Origin of the sequence: Sorangium sp. So ce119 (genome assembly GCF_051524405.1) — a bacterium.
In the GTDB taxonomy this organism is placed as follows: domain Bacteria; phylum Myxococcota_A; class Polyangia; order Polyangiales; family Polyangiaceae; genus Sorangium; species Sorangium cellulosum_G.
In genome coordinates, this window is the sequence record NZ_CP150310.1 from 5,855,394 (window position 1) to 5,870,434 (window position 15,041).

10 protein-coding genes are annotated in these 15,041 nt (G+C 76.4%); 7 read left to right on the forward strand and 3 right to left on the reverse strand.

Annotated features, from left to right (window positions below):
* Window positions 1–125: 125 nt before the first annotated feature.
* Window positions 126–1,196 carry a hypothetical protein gene (locus tag WME76_RS22090; RefSeq protein ID WP_437962056.1) on the reverse strand — a complete coding sequence of 357 codons (1,071 nt, stop codon included), beginning with the start codon at window positions 1,194–1,196 and terminating at the stop codon, window positions 126–128.
* A gap of 447 nt (window positions 1,197–1,643) precedes the next feature.
* Between WME76_RS22090 and WME76_RS22095 the strand changes: the two genes are divergently transcribed.
* The 5 genes from WME76_RS22095 to WME76_RS22115 all read left to right on the forward strand — a co-directional run bounded on the left by WME76_RS22095 (window position 1,644) and on the right by WME76_RS22115 (window position 5,567).
* The gene (locus tag WME76_RS22095) at window positions 1,644–2,186 is read left to right on the forward strand and encodes a hypothetical protein (RefSeq protein WP_437962057.1); all 543 of its coding nucleotides are present in this window, start codon (window positions 1,644–1,646) and stop codon (window positions 2,184–2,186) included.
* Window positions 2,183–3,118: a phosphotransferase gene (locus WME76_RS22100; protein WP_437962058.1), complete on the forward strand. Its 936-nt coding sequence runs from the start codon at window positions 2,183–2,185 to the stop codon at window positions 3,116–3,118. The genes WME76_RS22095 and WME76_RS22100 overlap by 4 nt, the downstream gene beginning before the upstream one ends.
* Window positions 3,119–3,365: 247 nt before the next feature.
* Window positions 3,366–4,340, forward strand: a complete 975-nt coding sequence (locus WME76_RS22105) for a GAF domain-containing protein (protein ID WP_437962059.1) — start codon at window positions 3,366–3,368, stop codon at window positions 4,338–4,340.
* Complete coding sequence (locus WME76_RS22110; RefSeq protein ID WP_433926458.1) at window positions 4,337–4,537, forward strand: hypothetical protein; 201 nt, start codon at window positions 4,337–4,339, stop codon at window positions 4,535–4,537. Before WME76_RS22105 ends, WME76_RS22110 begins: the two co-directional genes overlap by 4 nt.
* A gap of 166 nt (window positions 4,538–4,703) precedes the next feature.
* Entirely contained in the window at window positions 4,704–5,567 is an 864-nt protein-coding gene (locus WME76_RS22115; protein ID WP_437962060.1) for a DUF6209 family protein, read from the forward strand.
* 11 nt (window positions 5,568–5,578) lie between these two features.
* Here WME76_RS22115 and WME76_RS22120 read toward each other — a convergent pair whose 3' ends face one another.
* The gene (locus WME76_RS22120) at window positions 5,579–6,655 is read right to left on the reverse strand and encodes a hypothetical protein (RefSeq protein ID WP_437962061.1); all 1,077 of its coding nucleotides are present in this window, start codon (window positions 6,653–6,655) and stop codon (window positions 5,579–5,581) included.
* Between the two features lie 6 nt (window positions 6,656–6,661).
* Entirely contained in the window at window positions 6,662–8,392 is a 1,731-nt protein-coding gene (locus tag WME76_RS22125) for a hypothetical protein (protein WP_437962062.1), read from the reverse strand.
* Window positions 8,393–8,727: 335 nt separating this feature from the next.
* Here WME76_RS22125 and WME76_RS22130 point away from each other — a divergent pair, with 335 nt between their 5' ends.
* Both WME76_RS22130 and WME76_RS22135 read left to right on the forward strand, forming a co-directional pair.
* Entirely contained in the window at window positions 8,728–10,566 is a 1,839-nt protein-coding gene (locus tag WME76_RS22130; RefSeq protein ID WP_437962063.1) for a sigma 54-interacting transcriptional regulator, read from the forward strand.
* Complete coding sequence (locus WME76_RS22135) at window positions 10,563–14,810, forward strand: nSTAND1 domain-containing NTPase (protein WP_437962064.1); 4,248 nt, start codon at window positions 10,563–10,565, stop codon at window positions 14,808–14,810. Before WME76_RS22130 ends, WME76_RS22135 begins: the two co-directional genes overlap by 4 nt.
* Window positions 14,811–15,041: the final 231 nt, after the last annotated feature.

Genomic DNA, 15,041 nt, shown 5'->3' on the forward strand with positions numbered 1-15,041 from the left:
GGGATCCGCTGCTCCGGCGCGCGCACGAGGCGCGTCCGTCGCGCGGGCCGGCCGAGACGGTGGATCCGTCACCCCTCCCGCGGAGAGCGTGGTCTCCCGATGCGGACCTGCGACGAGCGCGAGGCTCACCCCGAGCAGGTGCGCCGATCCGCTGGCGCCGCGTCGGTGAGCTCGTGTTCGGGCTCGACGACCTCGACGTCCAGCGCCGGGGGCGCGGTCTTGCGGGCGCCCTTCTCGGCGTCGGCCATGCGCCTCGCGTCCTCGGGCGCCTCCACCCAGGGGCGGGTGAAGCGCTCGGGGCGCACCAGCGGCATGGACGGCCGCGGCCCCGCGGTCGCCTGGCGCGCCTCCTCGGCCGCGATCTCCAGCAGGCTCTCGCGGCTGATGCTCGCCAGCTCGAAGCGCAGCGCCTCGGGCATCGATCCGGGGCGCGCGGGCTGCGGCAGCTCGGCCTCGATCGCGGCCAGGCTCTCGTGGCCCACGGGGGCCGCGCCGAGCCGGATCTCGGGCAGCGACGGCGGCGCGTCGCCGAGCTCCCGTGGCGCGCCCGCGGGCGGCGGGGGCGCGTCGCGGAGCAGCACCGGGCGGGCCAGCGAGCGGGGCGGGCCGCCGTTGGCGAGGAGGATCAGGCCCGCGACGGCGCTGCGCCTGTGGGCCGGCGGCGACGGCGGCGCGGCGCGCCTGGAGGGAGGCGGCTCGCAGCCGGCCGCGACCGCGCAGGTCGACGGCGGCGGCTCGCGGACCTCGGCGCCCGGGCGGCGCGCCTGGGAAGCCGCCGCCTCCCCGCGCGGGCGCGAGCGGGTGCGCCGGTGCCCCGCGCGGGCCGGCCGCGGCTCCGCCGGGGCGCCCTCGTCGATGGAGCGCAGGCCGCGCTCGAGCGCGGGCAGCACGCCCTGCCGGTCCGCCCACGTGGGCATGACCACGCAGAGGATCGCCTCGGCGGCCACGCCGAAGTACACGTCGATGGGCGCCGCGCCCCCGTACGGGACCAGCTCCTCGCGCGGCAGCTCCACATGCCCGAGCCGGCCGCGATCCCCGAGGCTCAGCGCGGCCTCGACGATCCGGCTGCGGCCCTCCTCGGGCATGTCGCCCGGCGCTCGGCGGGTGACGAGCCGCCCTCGCCGGGTGATCACGAACGCGAAGTCTGCCCCCGCGGCCACATGGGTTCGATCCGAGATCGCGTCGAGATCCGCCACGCTTGCATCGTACACGATCCAGGGCGAAGGCGTCCGGCGATCGCGCCTGTCGAGGCGCATGCGGCGGCATCCGACACGATGGGTCACGGGCACTGCAGATCATGAGTTGCCCGGCGTGCGCACGGCTGGGCGGATGCCCTCCGGTCACGGGCGGATGGTCAGGCGTCGAGGGGATCTGCGGCGCATCGATCGCGGTCGCCGAGGGGCGGTCCAACCCCTCGGAGGCGGTGGTCGAACCCCACCGCGCTGGCCGCGCCACCTTGGCCCTGGCGCGCCCGGCCGCGGAGCGGTAGGTTGGCTCGCACGGGTGCGCAGGGGCGCCCTTCCCGCCGGAAAGAAGCCTTTCACCCTGCACGCGACGATCGCGGGTCACCTCGCAGCGTCATGCCACGTCGAGTTCCTCGGGCCGAGGGAGCGGGTAACGGCCGACTTCGAGAGGAGACGTTCATGATGGATCCCGTTCGCGAGCTGAAGATCCGCGCCGAGCTCTTGCAGACCCGCGTTGAGTCGAGAGACGCCGAGGCGCTCTCGCGCCTGCGCGCGCTCCCCGAGCTGCGGCGCGCCGACGAGGCCGCGCTCGCCGCGGCCGCGCCCGGCGTCCGCCGCAAGCACTGCCTCGCGGTGGTCGCGCGCGAGTGCGGCTTCACGAGCTGGGAGCGCGCGCGGCGCGCCCTCGAGGGAGAGCCCGGCGCGCCCGAGCTCGGGACGCTGCTCTACGGCCGGGACGCCAGCGCGCTGCACCACTGGTTCGCGACCCACGACGAGGCGCGCGCCCACATCGAGGCGCTGCCGGAGGCGCCGCGCAGCTACCTCCTCGCGTACAAGCACCACGTCTTCGTCGCCGACCGGGCGTTCGTCGCGTCGCTCGGGCTCGACCCCGACGACCCGGACTGGCAGGCGATCGGGTGGGACTGGGCGCGGCCCGCCGACCCCGCCGCGCGGGGCCGCCTCTACGCGAAGCGGCTCGCCGCGATGCGGGGGAAGGCATGAGCGCCGCGGAGATGCACCCCGAGCTCGCCGCCGCGATCGCGGCCGCGTTCCCCGGGCGCCCGGTCCACGACGCGGCGCCGCTCGCCGGCGGGCTCTCCGGCGCCACGCTGATCGCGTTCGCCGTCGACGGCGCGCCGTACGTCGCGAAGCGCTGCGCGCCCGATCCGGCCGACCCGGAGCGCGCCGCGCGCGAGATCGCGTGCATGCGCGCCGCGTCCGAGCGCGGCGTCGCCCCGCGCCTGCGCCACGCGGACGGCCGGACGGGCGTGACGATCATGGACCGCATCGCCGGGACGCCGCTCCGCCCGACCGGGGACCCGACGCTGCTCGAGCGGGTCGCGACGACGCTGCGGCGGCTCCACGACGGCCCGCCGTTCCCGCGCGGCCCGGCGCGCATCGACTTCCTGCGCTTCCTCGACGCGCAGTGCGCCGCGCTCGCGGGCGCGCGCCTCCCCGCGGAGCTCGTCCGCGCCGTCGAGGAGCTCGAGCGCGCGAGTGCGCCCCACGCGCACGAGGCCCCGTGCCACCGCGACCTCAACCCGAACAACGTGCTCGTGACGGCCGACCGCGTGGTCTTCGTCGACTGGACCACCGCGGGCGCGGGCGACCCGTTCGTCGACCTCGCGCAGCTCGGCGTCTTCGCGTTCCCGCGGCCCGAGCAGCGCGAGGCCCTGCTCCAGGCGTACCTCGGGCGGCCGGCGAGCGACGACGAGCGCTCGCGGGCGCACCTCGCGCGCCGCATCGCCCTCGCCTTCTACGCCGCGAGCTTCTTCTTCGCGGGAGCGCGCCTCGGCGGGCCACCCCCCGCCGAGGGCGAGCCCACGCCGCTCCTGGAGGTCCTCGCCGCGCTCCGCGCCGCGCCGGAGCGCGTCCACCCCGGCACCGTCGCCGCCGCGCTTCTCCACGAGATGCGTCACGAGATGCGCCCCTGAGACCCCACGCGCGAGGCGTTCCGCGCGGCGCCTCCGGGCGCTCCACCGCGGCGCGCCGCCGGACGACGTCATCCGCGCGAGCAGCTTCATGAGCGCCGCCGGCTCCAGCAGGTGGTGATGGAACCCCGCGCCGCGGGCGCTGCCGGTGCCGACGCCACGCGGTTGCGGTAATATTCCGCCCCGGGCGCGGTCGCGTCCTGCCCGCGCCTGGACCGGACGCGCATCCTCGCCCGCAAGAGCACCCCTCATGGCCGATCTGAACGACCCTGCGCGCCTCGCCGAGCTGCATCACGTGCTGATGCACGCCGACGCCGACGCGCTCCTCGACACCTGCGTCGCGCGCGCGGCGCAGCTCGCCGGGGCGCCCATGGCGCTCGTGAGCCTGGTGGTCCGGCACATCCAGCTCTTTCGCGCGCACCACGGGCTGCCGCCGGAGCTGTGCGTGAGCTGCGCGACCTCGCGGAGCAACTCCTTCTGCCAGCTCGTGGTGCGCCACGAGGCGCCGCTCGTCGTCGAGGACGCGGAGACCGACCCGCGGGTGCCGAGGGAGCTCGTCGAGCGCTACGGCATCCGCGCCTACGCCGGGGTGCCCCTGCGGGTGCGCGGTCACGTGGTCGGCTCGCTGTGCGTGCTCGACGGCGTGCCCCGCAGCTTCGGGCCGCGCGTGGTCGAGGAGCTCGCGCAGCTCGGCGGCGAGGTGGGGGCGCGGCTCGAGGCGCTGGTGGACGACGCGCCGCCGCGGAGCAGCGCCACGATCGAGCGCCTCGCCCGGCTCGAGCTGACCGCGCGCACGCTGGACCACGCGCTCGCGGCCATCGCGCCCGCGATCGCCGCGGCGCACAGCGCGGCGGCGGCGCTGGGGGACGCGCCCCCGGCCGCGCTGAGCCCGGACGACCTGAGCGCGGCGGTCGACTGCTACCGCGACATGTTCGCGATCGCGGAGGAGCTGGCCGACGACGCCATGGCCCTCGCGCGCTCCGCCCCGGCCGAGGCGGCGACCGAGATCGCCCAGGCGACGCGCTCGCTCGCGACGGACATGGTCGAGATAAGCCCCCTCGTCCGCCTGGCCGAGGGCGTGCTGCAAGGCACGCTCGACCAGGGCGCCGCCGCGAGGGCGGCCCACGTCGTGCGGGACGCGTTCGCCGCGCACGAGACGGCCTCCGCCGCCGTGCGCCGGATCATCACCACCGTCGCGCGCCTGCGGGCCGCGGAGGCGTCATGAAGGGCCGGGCGTACGAGCTCCTCCGCTCCTGCCTCGGCAACCAGGACCCGCCGAGCGCGCGCAGCGCCTTCATCTACGCGCGGGTCATCATGCGCGCGCGCGTCGTGCCCGGCGAGATCACGCCCACGCTCGACGACCCCGAGGTCGAGCGGCGCCTGGAGAGCGCGCTGCAGGAGATCGTTTCGCGCCGCGGGTAGGCGCCGCGCCGCGCCCGCGGCGCCTCGGGAGGGACGAGCGCGGGCCGGCGCGCGGCGCGCCGCCGGCGCGGGCTTGAACGCGCGCGCGCCACGTGCGACCGTGGCCGCGGCGCCGAGCAGCGCGATCTCCGGCCCGCTCCTCGGCACCTGCTCAGAGGAGGGTCCCATGGCGACGGTCGCTGTTCTGCAGTTCTTCCCCGAGTGGCTGCACGCGCAGCAGGGCGAGATCGAGCGCGGGGGGACGCTCAGGATCGAATACGCCATTCCCCGCCTGTCGCGGTGCTTCACGACGTGGCGCGGCGCCGAGATCGGCGACATCACCGCGGTTGTCCGCTTCCATCCCCGCGGCGAGATCGTGCAGGGGAGCGTCGTCGAGGAGCAGCGGACTCCGGGGGACCCGCCCGGGGCCGTCGTCGCGCACACGCCCGCGCCGCTGGAGATCGCCGTGCCGGACGACGCCACGCACGTGGAGATGTGGTTTCACGGCTTCTCTCAGACCAGCGCGCGGTGCGACGCGTGGGACAGCCGCTTCGGCGACAACTACGGGTTCGACGTGGGCGGCCCGCCGCCGCGGGTCCCGGCGCAGCCGGTCGTGTACCGCGCCGGGGCGCAGCGGCGGCCCGACATCGTCAACGTGCGCTCCGCCCGGATCTCGAAGGAGAACGCGTTCCCGAGGCCCGCGAATGGGCCGAGCATCGGCAAGGACATCCAGGTCCACCTCGACCTCTCGGCGTGGGTCAGCCACTCGGCGTGGGGCGCGAACGCCTGGATCGACGTCCATGTGTTCGACGGCAGCGACTCGCTCGTGCACGCCGAGACGCTCACGCTGGCGTATACCGGGTGGGGCCCGGTCCAGCAGTACGGCTTCGACGGCAAGATCTTCCAGGGCCCCACGGCGACGCCTGGCTCGGTGTCGCCACGGCCGGACGCGCGCAAGGTGCAATATCGGTTATATTACGAGATCGACGGCCAGGTGTTCACGGATGGGATCCTGCACCAGGCGGAGCTCCCGGAAGACGCGATGATCTGAGCTGCATGTCGTCAGTGGACGCGCGCCGGCGCCACCGGGACGGGCGCCACGCCGGGGCACCTGCCGTTGCAGAGCGTCTGTTGCAGGAAGCGCTCGCGGACGGTAAGGTCCGCGCGGAGGAACGTGGAGAGCCGTCCGGTGCCGTCCGCGCCGCCAGACGTCACGGGCGACACGTGATAGAAGCCATCGAGGCTCGGCTGCTCGGACTCATGGCAGCCGTTGCAGGTCTGCGTCGCGAACGCGTGGCGCAGCGCCTCGCTGACGCCGGGCACCGTCCAGCGGAAGACCTCGGCGTTGGACTCGCCGCCCAGCATCGCCGGCGGAAAGAGCGCGGTCCCGGCGAGGATGCCGCTCGCGTTCGCGTTGATGAAGTCGGCCAGCGCGCGCGAGCCGTCGAGGCTCTCATCGGGGTTCTGCTTCGTTGTCGTGATCTGCAGCCGCGCGGGGCTGCCGGCCACCAGGTTGAACTCCCGGAGCTGCCACGGCCTGAAGTCGAGCTTCTCGTTCGTGCGGAGCTGCCCGAGCGCACTCCCGTTCACGCCGGACGGGCTCGCGCCGCGCGCCGTGAACTCGTCGGTGATCATCTGGAGTCGCGCGCCGAGCTCGGGGCCCATGTCGACGGCGCGGAGCGCGTGGAAGCGCTGCGCCCACACCTCGCGCGACGCGCTGGCGGGGAGCTTGTACTCGAAGATGACGGTCATGGGCGCGCCGGATGTCCCCTGCTTCAGCCCGAAGACGAAGCGGCCTTCGCCGGCGCCGCCGCCCGACGAGAGATCGACCCGGTTCACGATGGCGAGCAGCTCGAAGGGCGCCCGCGAGAGGTCCAGCCGGCTCGTGCCGGGGATCTTCGGCCACGACGCGAGCAGGGCGCGCACGGCTGGGCGGTCCTCGACGGGGAAGCCGTTGACCGAGCCGGCCGAGAACCCCGTCGACAGCCACCGCTCGACCAGCGCCGAGGGATCGGCGCCGGGCGACGCGAGCTGCTCCATCAGCCAGCGGAAGCTGAAGTGCCCGCCCGCCGCGCTCGAGGCCTGCTCGCGGCCGACGATCTCGGGGTCGACGATGATGAGCTCCTTGAACGGGTCCACCTCCTCCTAGGCGCTCCGCGGGCAGAACTCCCCCGGCCCGAGCGGGTCGCACGCCGACAGGACGCCGCCGTCGAGCGCGTTGTCGTCGAAGAGCACGTCGGGCGAGTCGAACGCGCTCCCGTTCCGGTGCACCACGCGGTCCATGGCGATGACCGGCGCCGACGCGGTGATCTCGACCCACCCAGCAGAGCGCCTGTTGGCGGCGTCCGTGAACGGCGCGTTGACCCAGCTCGGATCGCCGTACGCGTTGTAGAGGCCGCGCGCGGGGATCTGCCGCGTGAAGAACGTCACGTCGCCCGTGCCGTCCTTCCGCTGGATCCGGACGGTGATGGTGGTGGGGTAGTCGTTCGGGTTGTTGACGATGACGTTGCTCCACTGCGTGTGCCCGCTCGTCGTGGGCCAGTTGTTGAGGTAATACGGGGCGAAGAGCTTCCGCGACGTGGCCGTCTGGAGCGCGCCGTCGTCGAGGTCCCTGAGGGGCGCGGACGCCGCATTGCCGTCGCGGAACGTCACCCGGTTCATCCCGAAGACAGGCTGGCTCGACGTGATCTCGACCCAGCCGACGGAGCGGTTGTTCGGGACATCGCTGTTCTGGACGCCGGCCCAGCTCGCGTCGACGCTCGAGTTCCAGTAACCCATGGCGGGGACGGTCCTCGTGAAATCACCGAGGGTCGCGCCGTCCTTGCCCCGCACGACGACCCGGATGGACGCGGCCGTCGCGCCCGGGTTGTTGACGACGACGCTGGACCACTGCGAGAGCCCGCTGTTCGTGGGCCAGTTCTTGAGGAACAGGTTGGCGCGGAGGGTCTGCGACGTCTCCGACGTGAGCGCGTCGTCCTCGACGTGGACGGCCGCCGCGTTGTACGTGGTGCCGCTCCGGAGGGTGAGCCGGTTCATCGCGACGACGGGGGCGGTCGAGACCACCTCGACCCACCCGATCGAGCGCCCGTTCGGCGCGTCGGAGTTCGCGACGCCGAGCCAGCCCGCGTCTCCGTAGGAGTTCCACACGCCCTTCGCCGGGATGGTGCGGCTGAACGACGACAGGACGCCGCCGCCGTCGGTCCGGTGCACGCGCACCGTGATGGTCGCGGCCTGGTCACCGGGGTTGTTGACGATCAGGTTCGTCCATTGCGTGGTGGCGCCGCCGCCGGCCGGCCAGTTCTTCAGGAACAGGCTCCAGAAGAGCCGGGTGGAGGGCGCTTTCACGAACGCCTCGTCGTCGAGGAGGGCGACGGGCGCGTCGAACGTGCTCCCGTCCCGCAGCGTCACCCGGCTCGTGGCCGCGACAGGGACGTCGGAGGCGAGCTCGATCCACCCGATCGAGCGCTGGTTCGCCGGGTCGCTGTCGTCGATCGCCAGCCAGGCCGCGTCGCCGAACGAGCTGTACGCGCCGCGCGCCGGGATGGTCTTCGTGATGACCTCGAGCGGGTATCCCCCGCCGGTCCGGTGGATCGTGATCGTGACCTGCGCGGGGACCGGGTTCGGGTTGTTCACCGTGATGTCGGTCCACTGCGTCCGGCTGCCCGAGTCGGGCCAGTTCTTCACGTAAAGGGACGCGTACTGGCGCGTCACGGTGCCTGTCGCGGCCCTGGCGAGGGCGTCGGCGGCGCTCGCCACCTGCTCCTGACTCGCCTCTTCGCCTTCGATCGCGTCTGCGTCGCTGTCCGCCGCGCTCACGCCGCATCCGCCGAGGATCATCGGGACCGCGAGCGACAGCATCATCCGTTTCGTGTGCACGAGCATGCTCCTTGGGGGCTTTGCCCCTCAATGACCTCTCCAGGGAGGAACGGCGCCGGCGCTCCGCGCCGCGGCGCGGCGGACCTCGGGCGCCCTCTCCTGCCCTGCCGCTGTTCCTGAGGTTCCGGATAGCAACCCATGTACCGCCCTCCGCCGCGCCGCGCGGAGGGGGCGGTCAGCAACGGCTGCGCGACGACGGGAGCCCGCCGCGCGCAACGCTTGCTGAGTCGGCAAACGTTGCCGAGCGTCGCCGGCGCGCTGGCCGGGCTGGCCGGGCTGGCCGCGGGCTGGCCGCCGGTTGTGAGGGTCGCCCCCCTGAGCGATACTCCGGGCCAATGTGTCCGCGGCCGGATCCGAACCTCGAGACGCAGACGCTCGCCAGCACGTCCGCCGCGCCGACCGGCGTGCGACCCCACCTGCTCGTGATCCAGGGGGGCTCGTCGTCGCGCGTCTGGCTGCCGTCCGGCGGGGCGCTGCTCGTGGGGCGCGCGGCGGAGGCCGATCTCCGCATCGACAGCAGCGCCATCTCGCGGCGCCACGCGCGGTTCGTCGTCGCCGACGGCGAGGTCAGCGTGGCCGATCTCGACAGCCACAACGGCGTCTGCGTCAACGGCGAGCGGATCACGGGGGCGCGGACGCTCCGCCCCGGCGACGTGATCGCCCTCGGCGACGTCGCGCTCATCCTCCGGTGCGAGCCGCCGGCGCGCAGCCGGAGCGCCGTCGACGCGGGGCAGCTCCGCCAGCGGCTCGAGGAGGAGGTCGAGCGCGCCGCCGATTACGGCCGCCCCCTCGCGGTGCTCGCGCTCCTGCTCGGCGACGGAGCGACGCTCCGCGCCGCGGGCCAGAGCGCGGCGGCCGCGGTGCGGCGCATGGACGTCGTCGCCTGGGGCGGGGACGCGCAGCTCGTCGTCGTCTTCCCCGAGCTCGCCGGCGAGGCCGCGCGGTCGGCCGCGGCGGAGCTCGTGGAGGCGCTCGCCCCGGTCGCGCCCGCCGCGCGCGGCGGCTTCGCGTGCCTGCCGGCGGACGGCTGCGACGCCGACACGCTCCTCTGCGCGGCGCGCGCCGCCGCCGAGGTCGCGGCCCCGGGCGGCGTCGCCGCGGCCGCCGAGGCCACCGTGCGCCACGTCCTCGGCGACGAGGCGGTGCTCCTCGCCGACCCGGCCATGATCCGGCTCTTCGACCTCATCCGGCGGCTCTCGCAGAGCGACCTGCCGGTGCTCGTGCTCGGCGAGACAGGCGCCGGCAAGGAGAACGCGGCGGCGGCCGTGCACCGCTGGTCGCGGCGCGCGGACGGGCCGTTCGTGGCGCTCAACTGCGCGACGCTGCCCGAGACGCTCGTCGAGAGCGAGCTGTTCGGCCACGAGCGGGGCGCCTTCTCCGGCGCCGTGGCCGCGAAGCCCGGGCTGCTCGAGCGCGCCAGCGGCGGCACGATCTTCCTCGACGAGGTGGGCGAGCTGCCGCTCGGCGCCCAGGCGAAGCTGCTGCGCGCGCTCGAGGTGAAGCGGATCCAGCGCCTCGGCGACGTGCGCGACCGCGAGGTCGACGTGCGCATCGTGGCCGCCACGAACCGGGATCTCGAGGCCGAGTGCAAGGCCGGGCGCTTCCGGCAGGACCTGCTGTTCCGGCTCGGCGCCGCCGCGGTCGACCTGCCGCCGCTGCGCCAGCGGCCGCGCGAGATCCCGATCCTGGCGAGCGCGTTCCTCTCCCGGGCGCGCGCGCGGCTCGGCTTGCCCGAGGTCGAGCTGTCCGACGCCGCCCTGCGGGCGCTCGCGGCGCACCCGTGGCCCGGCAACGTGCGCGAGCTGAAGCACGCGATGGAGTTCGCCGCCGCGACGCTCCAGGGCGACGCGGTCGAGGTGTGGGATCTCCCGCCGCGCGTGGCCGGCCGCGCAGCCGAGGAGCCGGCGGCGGCACCTGGGGCCCTCGCGGCGGCTCCTGAGGCCCTCTCGGCGGCTCCTGAGGCCCTCGCGGCGGCGCCGGGCGCGCCGCGCCGCTTCACGCCGATCGCGGAGGAGGTGCGGCAGCTCGAGCGCCGTCGGATGGAGGAGGCGCTGGCGGTGACGGGCGGCGTGCAGACGCGCGCCGCGGAGCTCATCGGCATGCCGGTCCGCACGTTCGTGCTGAAGATCAAGCAGTACGGCCTGTCGCAGCGGGAGACGAAGCGCCGGCCGTGAGCATCGCGGCGGAGCGCGCGGATCCGGCGTGGAGCCCCCCGGACGAGTTCGAGGAGTACCGCGTCCTGCGCCCCCTCGGGCGGGGCGCCATGGGGCAGGTGTACCTGGCCGAGGACCGGCTGCTCGACCGGCTGGTCGCGGTGAAGTTCATCGCCGCGGAGTCGCCGTCGGAGGCGGCGCGCCAGCGCTTCTTCGCCGAGGCGCGGGCGGTGGCGCGGCTCTCGCACCCCAACGTGGTCGCGGTCCACCGCTTCGGCGAGGTGCGGCGGCGGCCGTTCCTTGTCTCCGAGTACGTGCGCGGCACGGGCCTCGACCGGCTCGACCGGCCCCTCCCCTGGGCCGAGGCGCTCTCCATCGGCGTCGGCCTCGCGCGCGGGCTCGCGGCGGCGCACCGGCGCGGCGTGCTCCACCGCGACATCAAGCCCGCGAACGCGGTCCTCTCCCACGAGGGCGAGGTCAAGCTGCTCGATTTCGGCCTGGCGAAGCTCCTGCCCGGGCCGGAGGGCGGCGCGGGCCACCGGCCGGAGAGCGGCGCGGCGCACCGACCGCCCGCCACCGCGGAGGGCGGCGCGGCGGGCGCGCCCGACGAGGCCACGACGATGTCCGTGAAGCCGGGCGAGCCCCCGACGCCGCCGGCCAGGGGCGCCCCTCCAGAGGACGGCGGCGCGACGGCGTCGTTCGCGTCGGGCCCTGCCAGCGCGACGCTCGCGCCGCCGGCGGCGCCGCGCGACGGCGGCGCGCGCTCCAGCGGCGACGCCACCCGCACCGGCGGCGCGCCGCCCGCCGGCGCCCCCCGCACGGCCGACGTGCTCCCCACCGGCGACGCCACCCTCGCCCGCGGCGCCCCTCGCCCGGACGGCGCGCCTCGCCAGCCCGAGAGCGTCGTCGGGACGCCGCTCTACATGGCGCCCGAGGTCTGGCGCGGCGAGCCGTCGAGCCCGCGCGCGGACGTCTACGCGCTCGGCGTGCTCCTCTACGAGCTCTGCGCCGGGCGAGCGCCGCACCACGGGGTGCCGTTCGCCGAGCTCCCGCGCGTCGTCCAGGAGACCGATCCGGCGCCCGTCGCGGCCCTCGCGCCCGGCATCGATCCGCGCTTCGCGGCGGCGATCGACCGCTGCGTGGACCGCGACCCCGCGCGGCGCTTCGCGTCCGGCGACGAGCTCCGCGAGGCGCTCGAGCGGCTCCTCGCCCGCCGCGCCGACGCCGCGGTCCCCGAGGGCAACCCGTACCGCGGGCTCCTGCCGTTCGACGCGGAGCACCGCGGGCTCTTCTTCGGCCGCGACGCCGACGCCCGCGCCGTCCTCGACCGGCTCCGGGCGCAGCCGTTCGTGCTCGTGGCGGGCGACTCCGGGGCCGGCAAGTCCTCGCTCTGCCGCGCCGGCGTGCTCCCCGCCGTGGCCGAGGGCGCGCTCGACGCGGGCGCCGGCGCGGGCGCCCCCGGGCGCCCGAGCGGCGTCGGGTCGATCGCCCTGCGCCCGGGCGGCGCGTGGACCGTCGAGCGCCCGGACGGCGGCGCGTGGACCGCCGAGCGCCCGGACGGCGGCGCGTGGACCGTCGTCTCGGCCCGGCTCGGGCGGCGCCCCCTCGCCGCCCTCGCGTCGGCGCTCGCCGCCCTCTCGGGCCTCCCGGGCGACCTCGCCGGCCTCGCTGACGGTGGCGAGCCCGCCCTTGTCGAGCGGCTCCGCGTCGAGCCGGCCGCCCTCGGGCGCGAGCTCTCGAGGCACGGCCGGCGCGTGCTCCTCTTCGTCGACCAGCTCGAGGAGCTCTGCACCCTCGCCGACCCCGCCGAGGCCGCCCTCGCGGCCGACGCCCTCGCGGCCCTCATCGGCCCGGGCGGCGGCGTGCGCCTGCTCGCGACCGCGCGCAGCGACTTCCTCGCCCGGCTCGGCGCGCTGCCCGGCCTCGGCGACGAGGTCCCGCTCGCCCTCTACCTCCTGCGCCCGCTCTCCCCGGAGCGGCTGCGCGACGTCGTCACCGGCCCCGCCGCCGCCAAGGGCTTCCGGTTCGCCTCCGAGGCGACCGTCGAGGCGCTGGTCCACGAGGCGGCGCGGCCCCAGGGCGGCCTCGCGCTGCTGCAGTTCACGCTCGCCGAGCTCTGGGACGCCCGCGACGAGGCGCGCCGCGAGATCCCCGCCTCGGCGCTCGACGCGATCGGCGGCGTCTCCGGCGCGCTCGCGCGCCACGCCGACGCCGTGCTCGCCGCCCTCTCGCCCGCGCAGCGCGACGAGGCGCGGCGGCTGCTCGCCGCGCTCGTGAGCCCCGACGGCACGCGCGCGCGCCGGACCGACGGCGAGCTCCTCGCCGGCGGGCCGCTCTCGGATGCGCGGGGCGGCGTCGGTCCGCCAGGCGCGCGCGCCGCGCGCCGCGCCGCGCTCGACGCCCTCGTGCGCGGCCGGCTGCTCGTCGCCCTCGAGGCGGAGGCGGGCGAGGAGAGCGCCTACGAGCTCGCGCACGAGGCGCTCCTCCACGGCTGGGACACGCTGCGCGGCTGGCTCAGCGGCGACGCCGAGCGCCGCGCCGTGGCGCACCGGCTGGAGCGCGCGGCCGCCGAGTGGGACCGCCTCGGCCGCGCCCCCGAGGCGCTCTGGACCGAGCGGCAGCTCGTCGAGGCGCGCGCCGTCGACCCGGCGGCGCTCGGCCCCCGGGACGCCGCCTTCCTCTCGGCGTCGCGCCGCGCCGCGCTCCGGCGGCGGATCGGCCGGTGGGCGGCGGCGCTGGCGATCCCGCTGGTCGCCGGCCTCGGCGTCGCGCTGACGCGCGCTGCCGCCGCGCGCGCGGTCGACCGGAGCGTCGCCGCGCACGCGGCCTCCGCGCAGGCCGCGCTCGCGGAGGCGCGGGCGGCCGGCGCGGAGGCCGAGGCGCTGAAGCAGGGCGCCTCCGGCCGCTTCGGGGCCGGCGACGCCGACGCCGGCGAGGCCGCGTGGCAGCGCGCGCTCTCGATCTCGGCCGGCGCGGATCGCGCCTACGCGCGCGCGTCCCAGGAGCTCGAGGCCGCGCTGCGCCTCGGCGGCGACAGGGCGGAAGCGCGCGCCCTGCTCGGCGACGCGCTGGTCGAGCGCGCCGCGCTGGCCGAGCGCGAGCGGCGGTTCGTCCAGCGCGACGAGCTGATCGCGCGGCTCGCCGCGCACGACGACGGCGGCGAGCGCCGCCGCCTCTGGGACGCGCCGGGCCGCGTCGCCGTGGTCACCTCCCCGCCGGGCGCCGAGGTGTCGCTCCAGCGGTTCGTGCCCGAGGGCGGCCGCCGCGTCCTCTCGGCGCCGCGCGCGCTCGGCCGGACGCCGCTCGACGAGCGCGACGTCGAGCAGGGCTCGCACCTGCTCACGCTGGCGGCCGAGGGGCGCGCGGAGGTGCGGCTCCCGGTGGTGATCGCGCGGGGCGAGCGCGTGCGCCTCGACCTCGCGCTCCCGCCGGCGGGCGACGTGCCCGAGGGGTTCGTGTACGTGCCGCCGGGGCGCTTCCTGTACGGCATGGGCGAGGAGGGCCAGCTCCGGGGGATGCTCAAGGCGCAGCCGCTCCACGCCGCCGAGACGGGCGCCTACCTCATCGCGCGGCACGAGGTCACGTTCGCCGACTGGACGGAGTACCTGCGCGCCCTGCCCCCGGACGAGCGCGCGCGCCGGACGCCGGCGGCCCACAAGGACTGGCACGTGCTGGAGCTCGCGCAGCCCTCGGGCGGCGCGTTCGAGCTCCTGCTGAAGCCCACGGTCGAGGCGTACCGCGCGCGCGAGGGCGAGCTGCTCCGCTACCCCGGGCGCGCCCGGCGCGCGGCGCAGGACTGGCGCCGCTTCCCTGTCTCGGCGATCTCGTTCGACGACGCGACCGCCTACGCGGCCTGGCTCGACCGGACCGGGCGCGTGCCCGGCGCGCGGCTCTGCACCGAGCCGGAGTGGGAGCGCGCCGCGCGGGGCGCCGACGATCGCGTCTTCCCGGGCGGCGACCGGCTCGAGCCCGACGACGCCAACCACGACGCCACGTACGGCCGCGACCCGCTCGGCTTCGGCCCGGACGAGGTCGGCGCGCACCCCGCCTCCGCGAGCCCGTTCGGGGTCCACGACCTGGCCGGCAACGTCTTCGAGTGGACCGTCTCGGCCGACGGCCCCGCCGAGCCCGTGCTGCGCGGCGGGAGCTGGTACGAGAACGCGCTCACCAGCGTGAGCAGCAACCGCGAGCCCTCGGAGCCGACCCTGCGCGACGCGCTCGTCGGGGCGCGGATCTGCGCGACGCCCCGGCCCCACCGCGAGTGAGCCGCGCTCGGAATCGCGACAGCGAACAGCGCGGAGAGAATTTTCCGCCGCGCATGCACGCCGCCGGCGCAGGGCGAGCGCGACCGGCGGGCGCTGGATCTGTGCAGCAGCACACGCCGTGCGGGATGACCAGGTGGTACGTCGCTTGCGAGGACTTGCGGGCACGGGCGCGCGCAGGCGTGGCATCGCGCGCGCAGGCGAGTCGCTCGCGCGGTCGCACGCTCGTGCGCG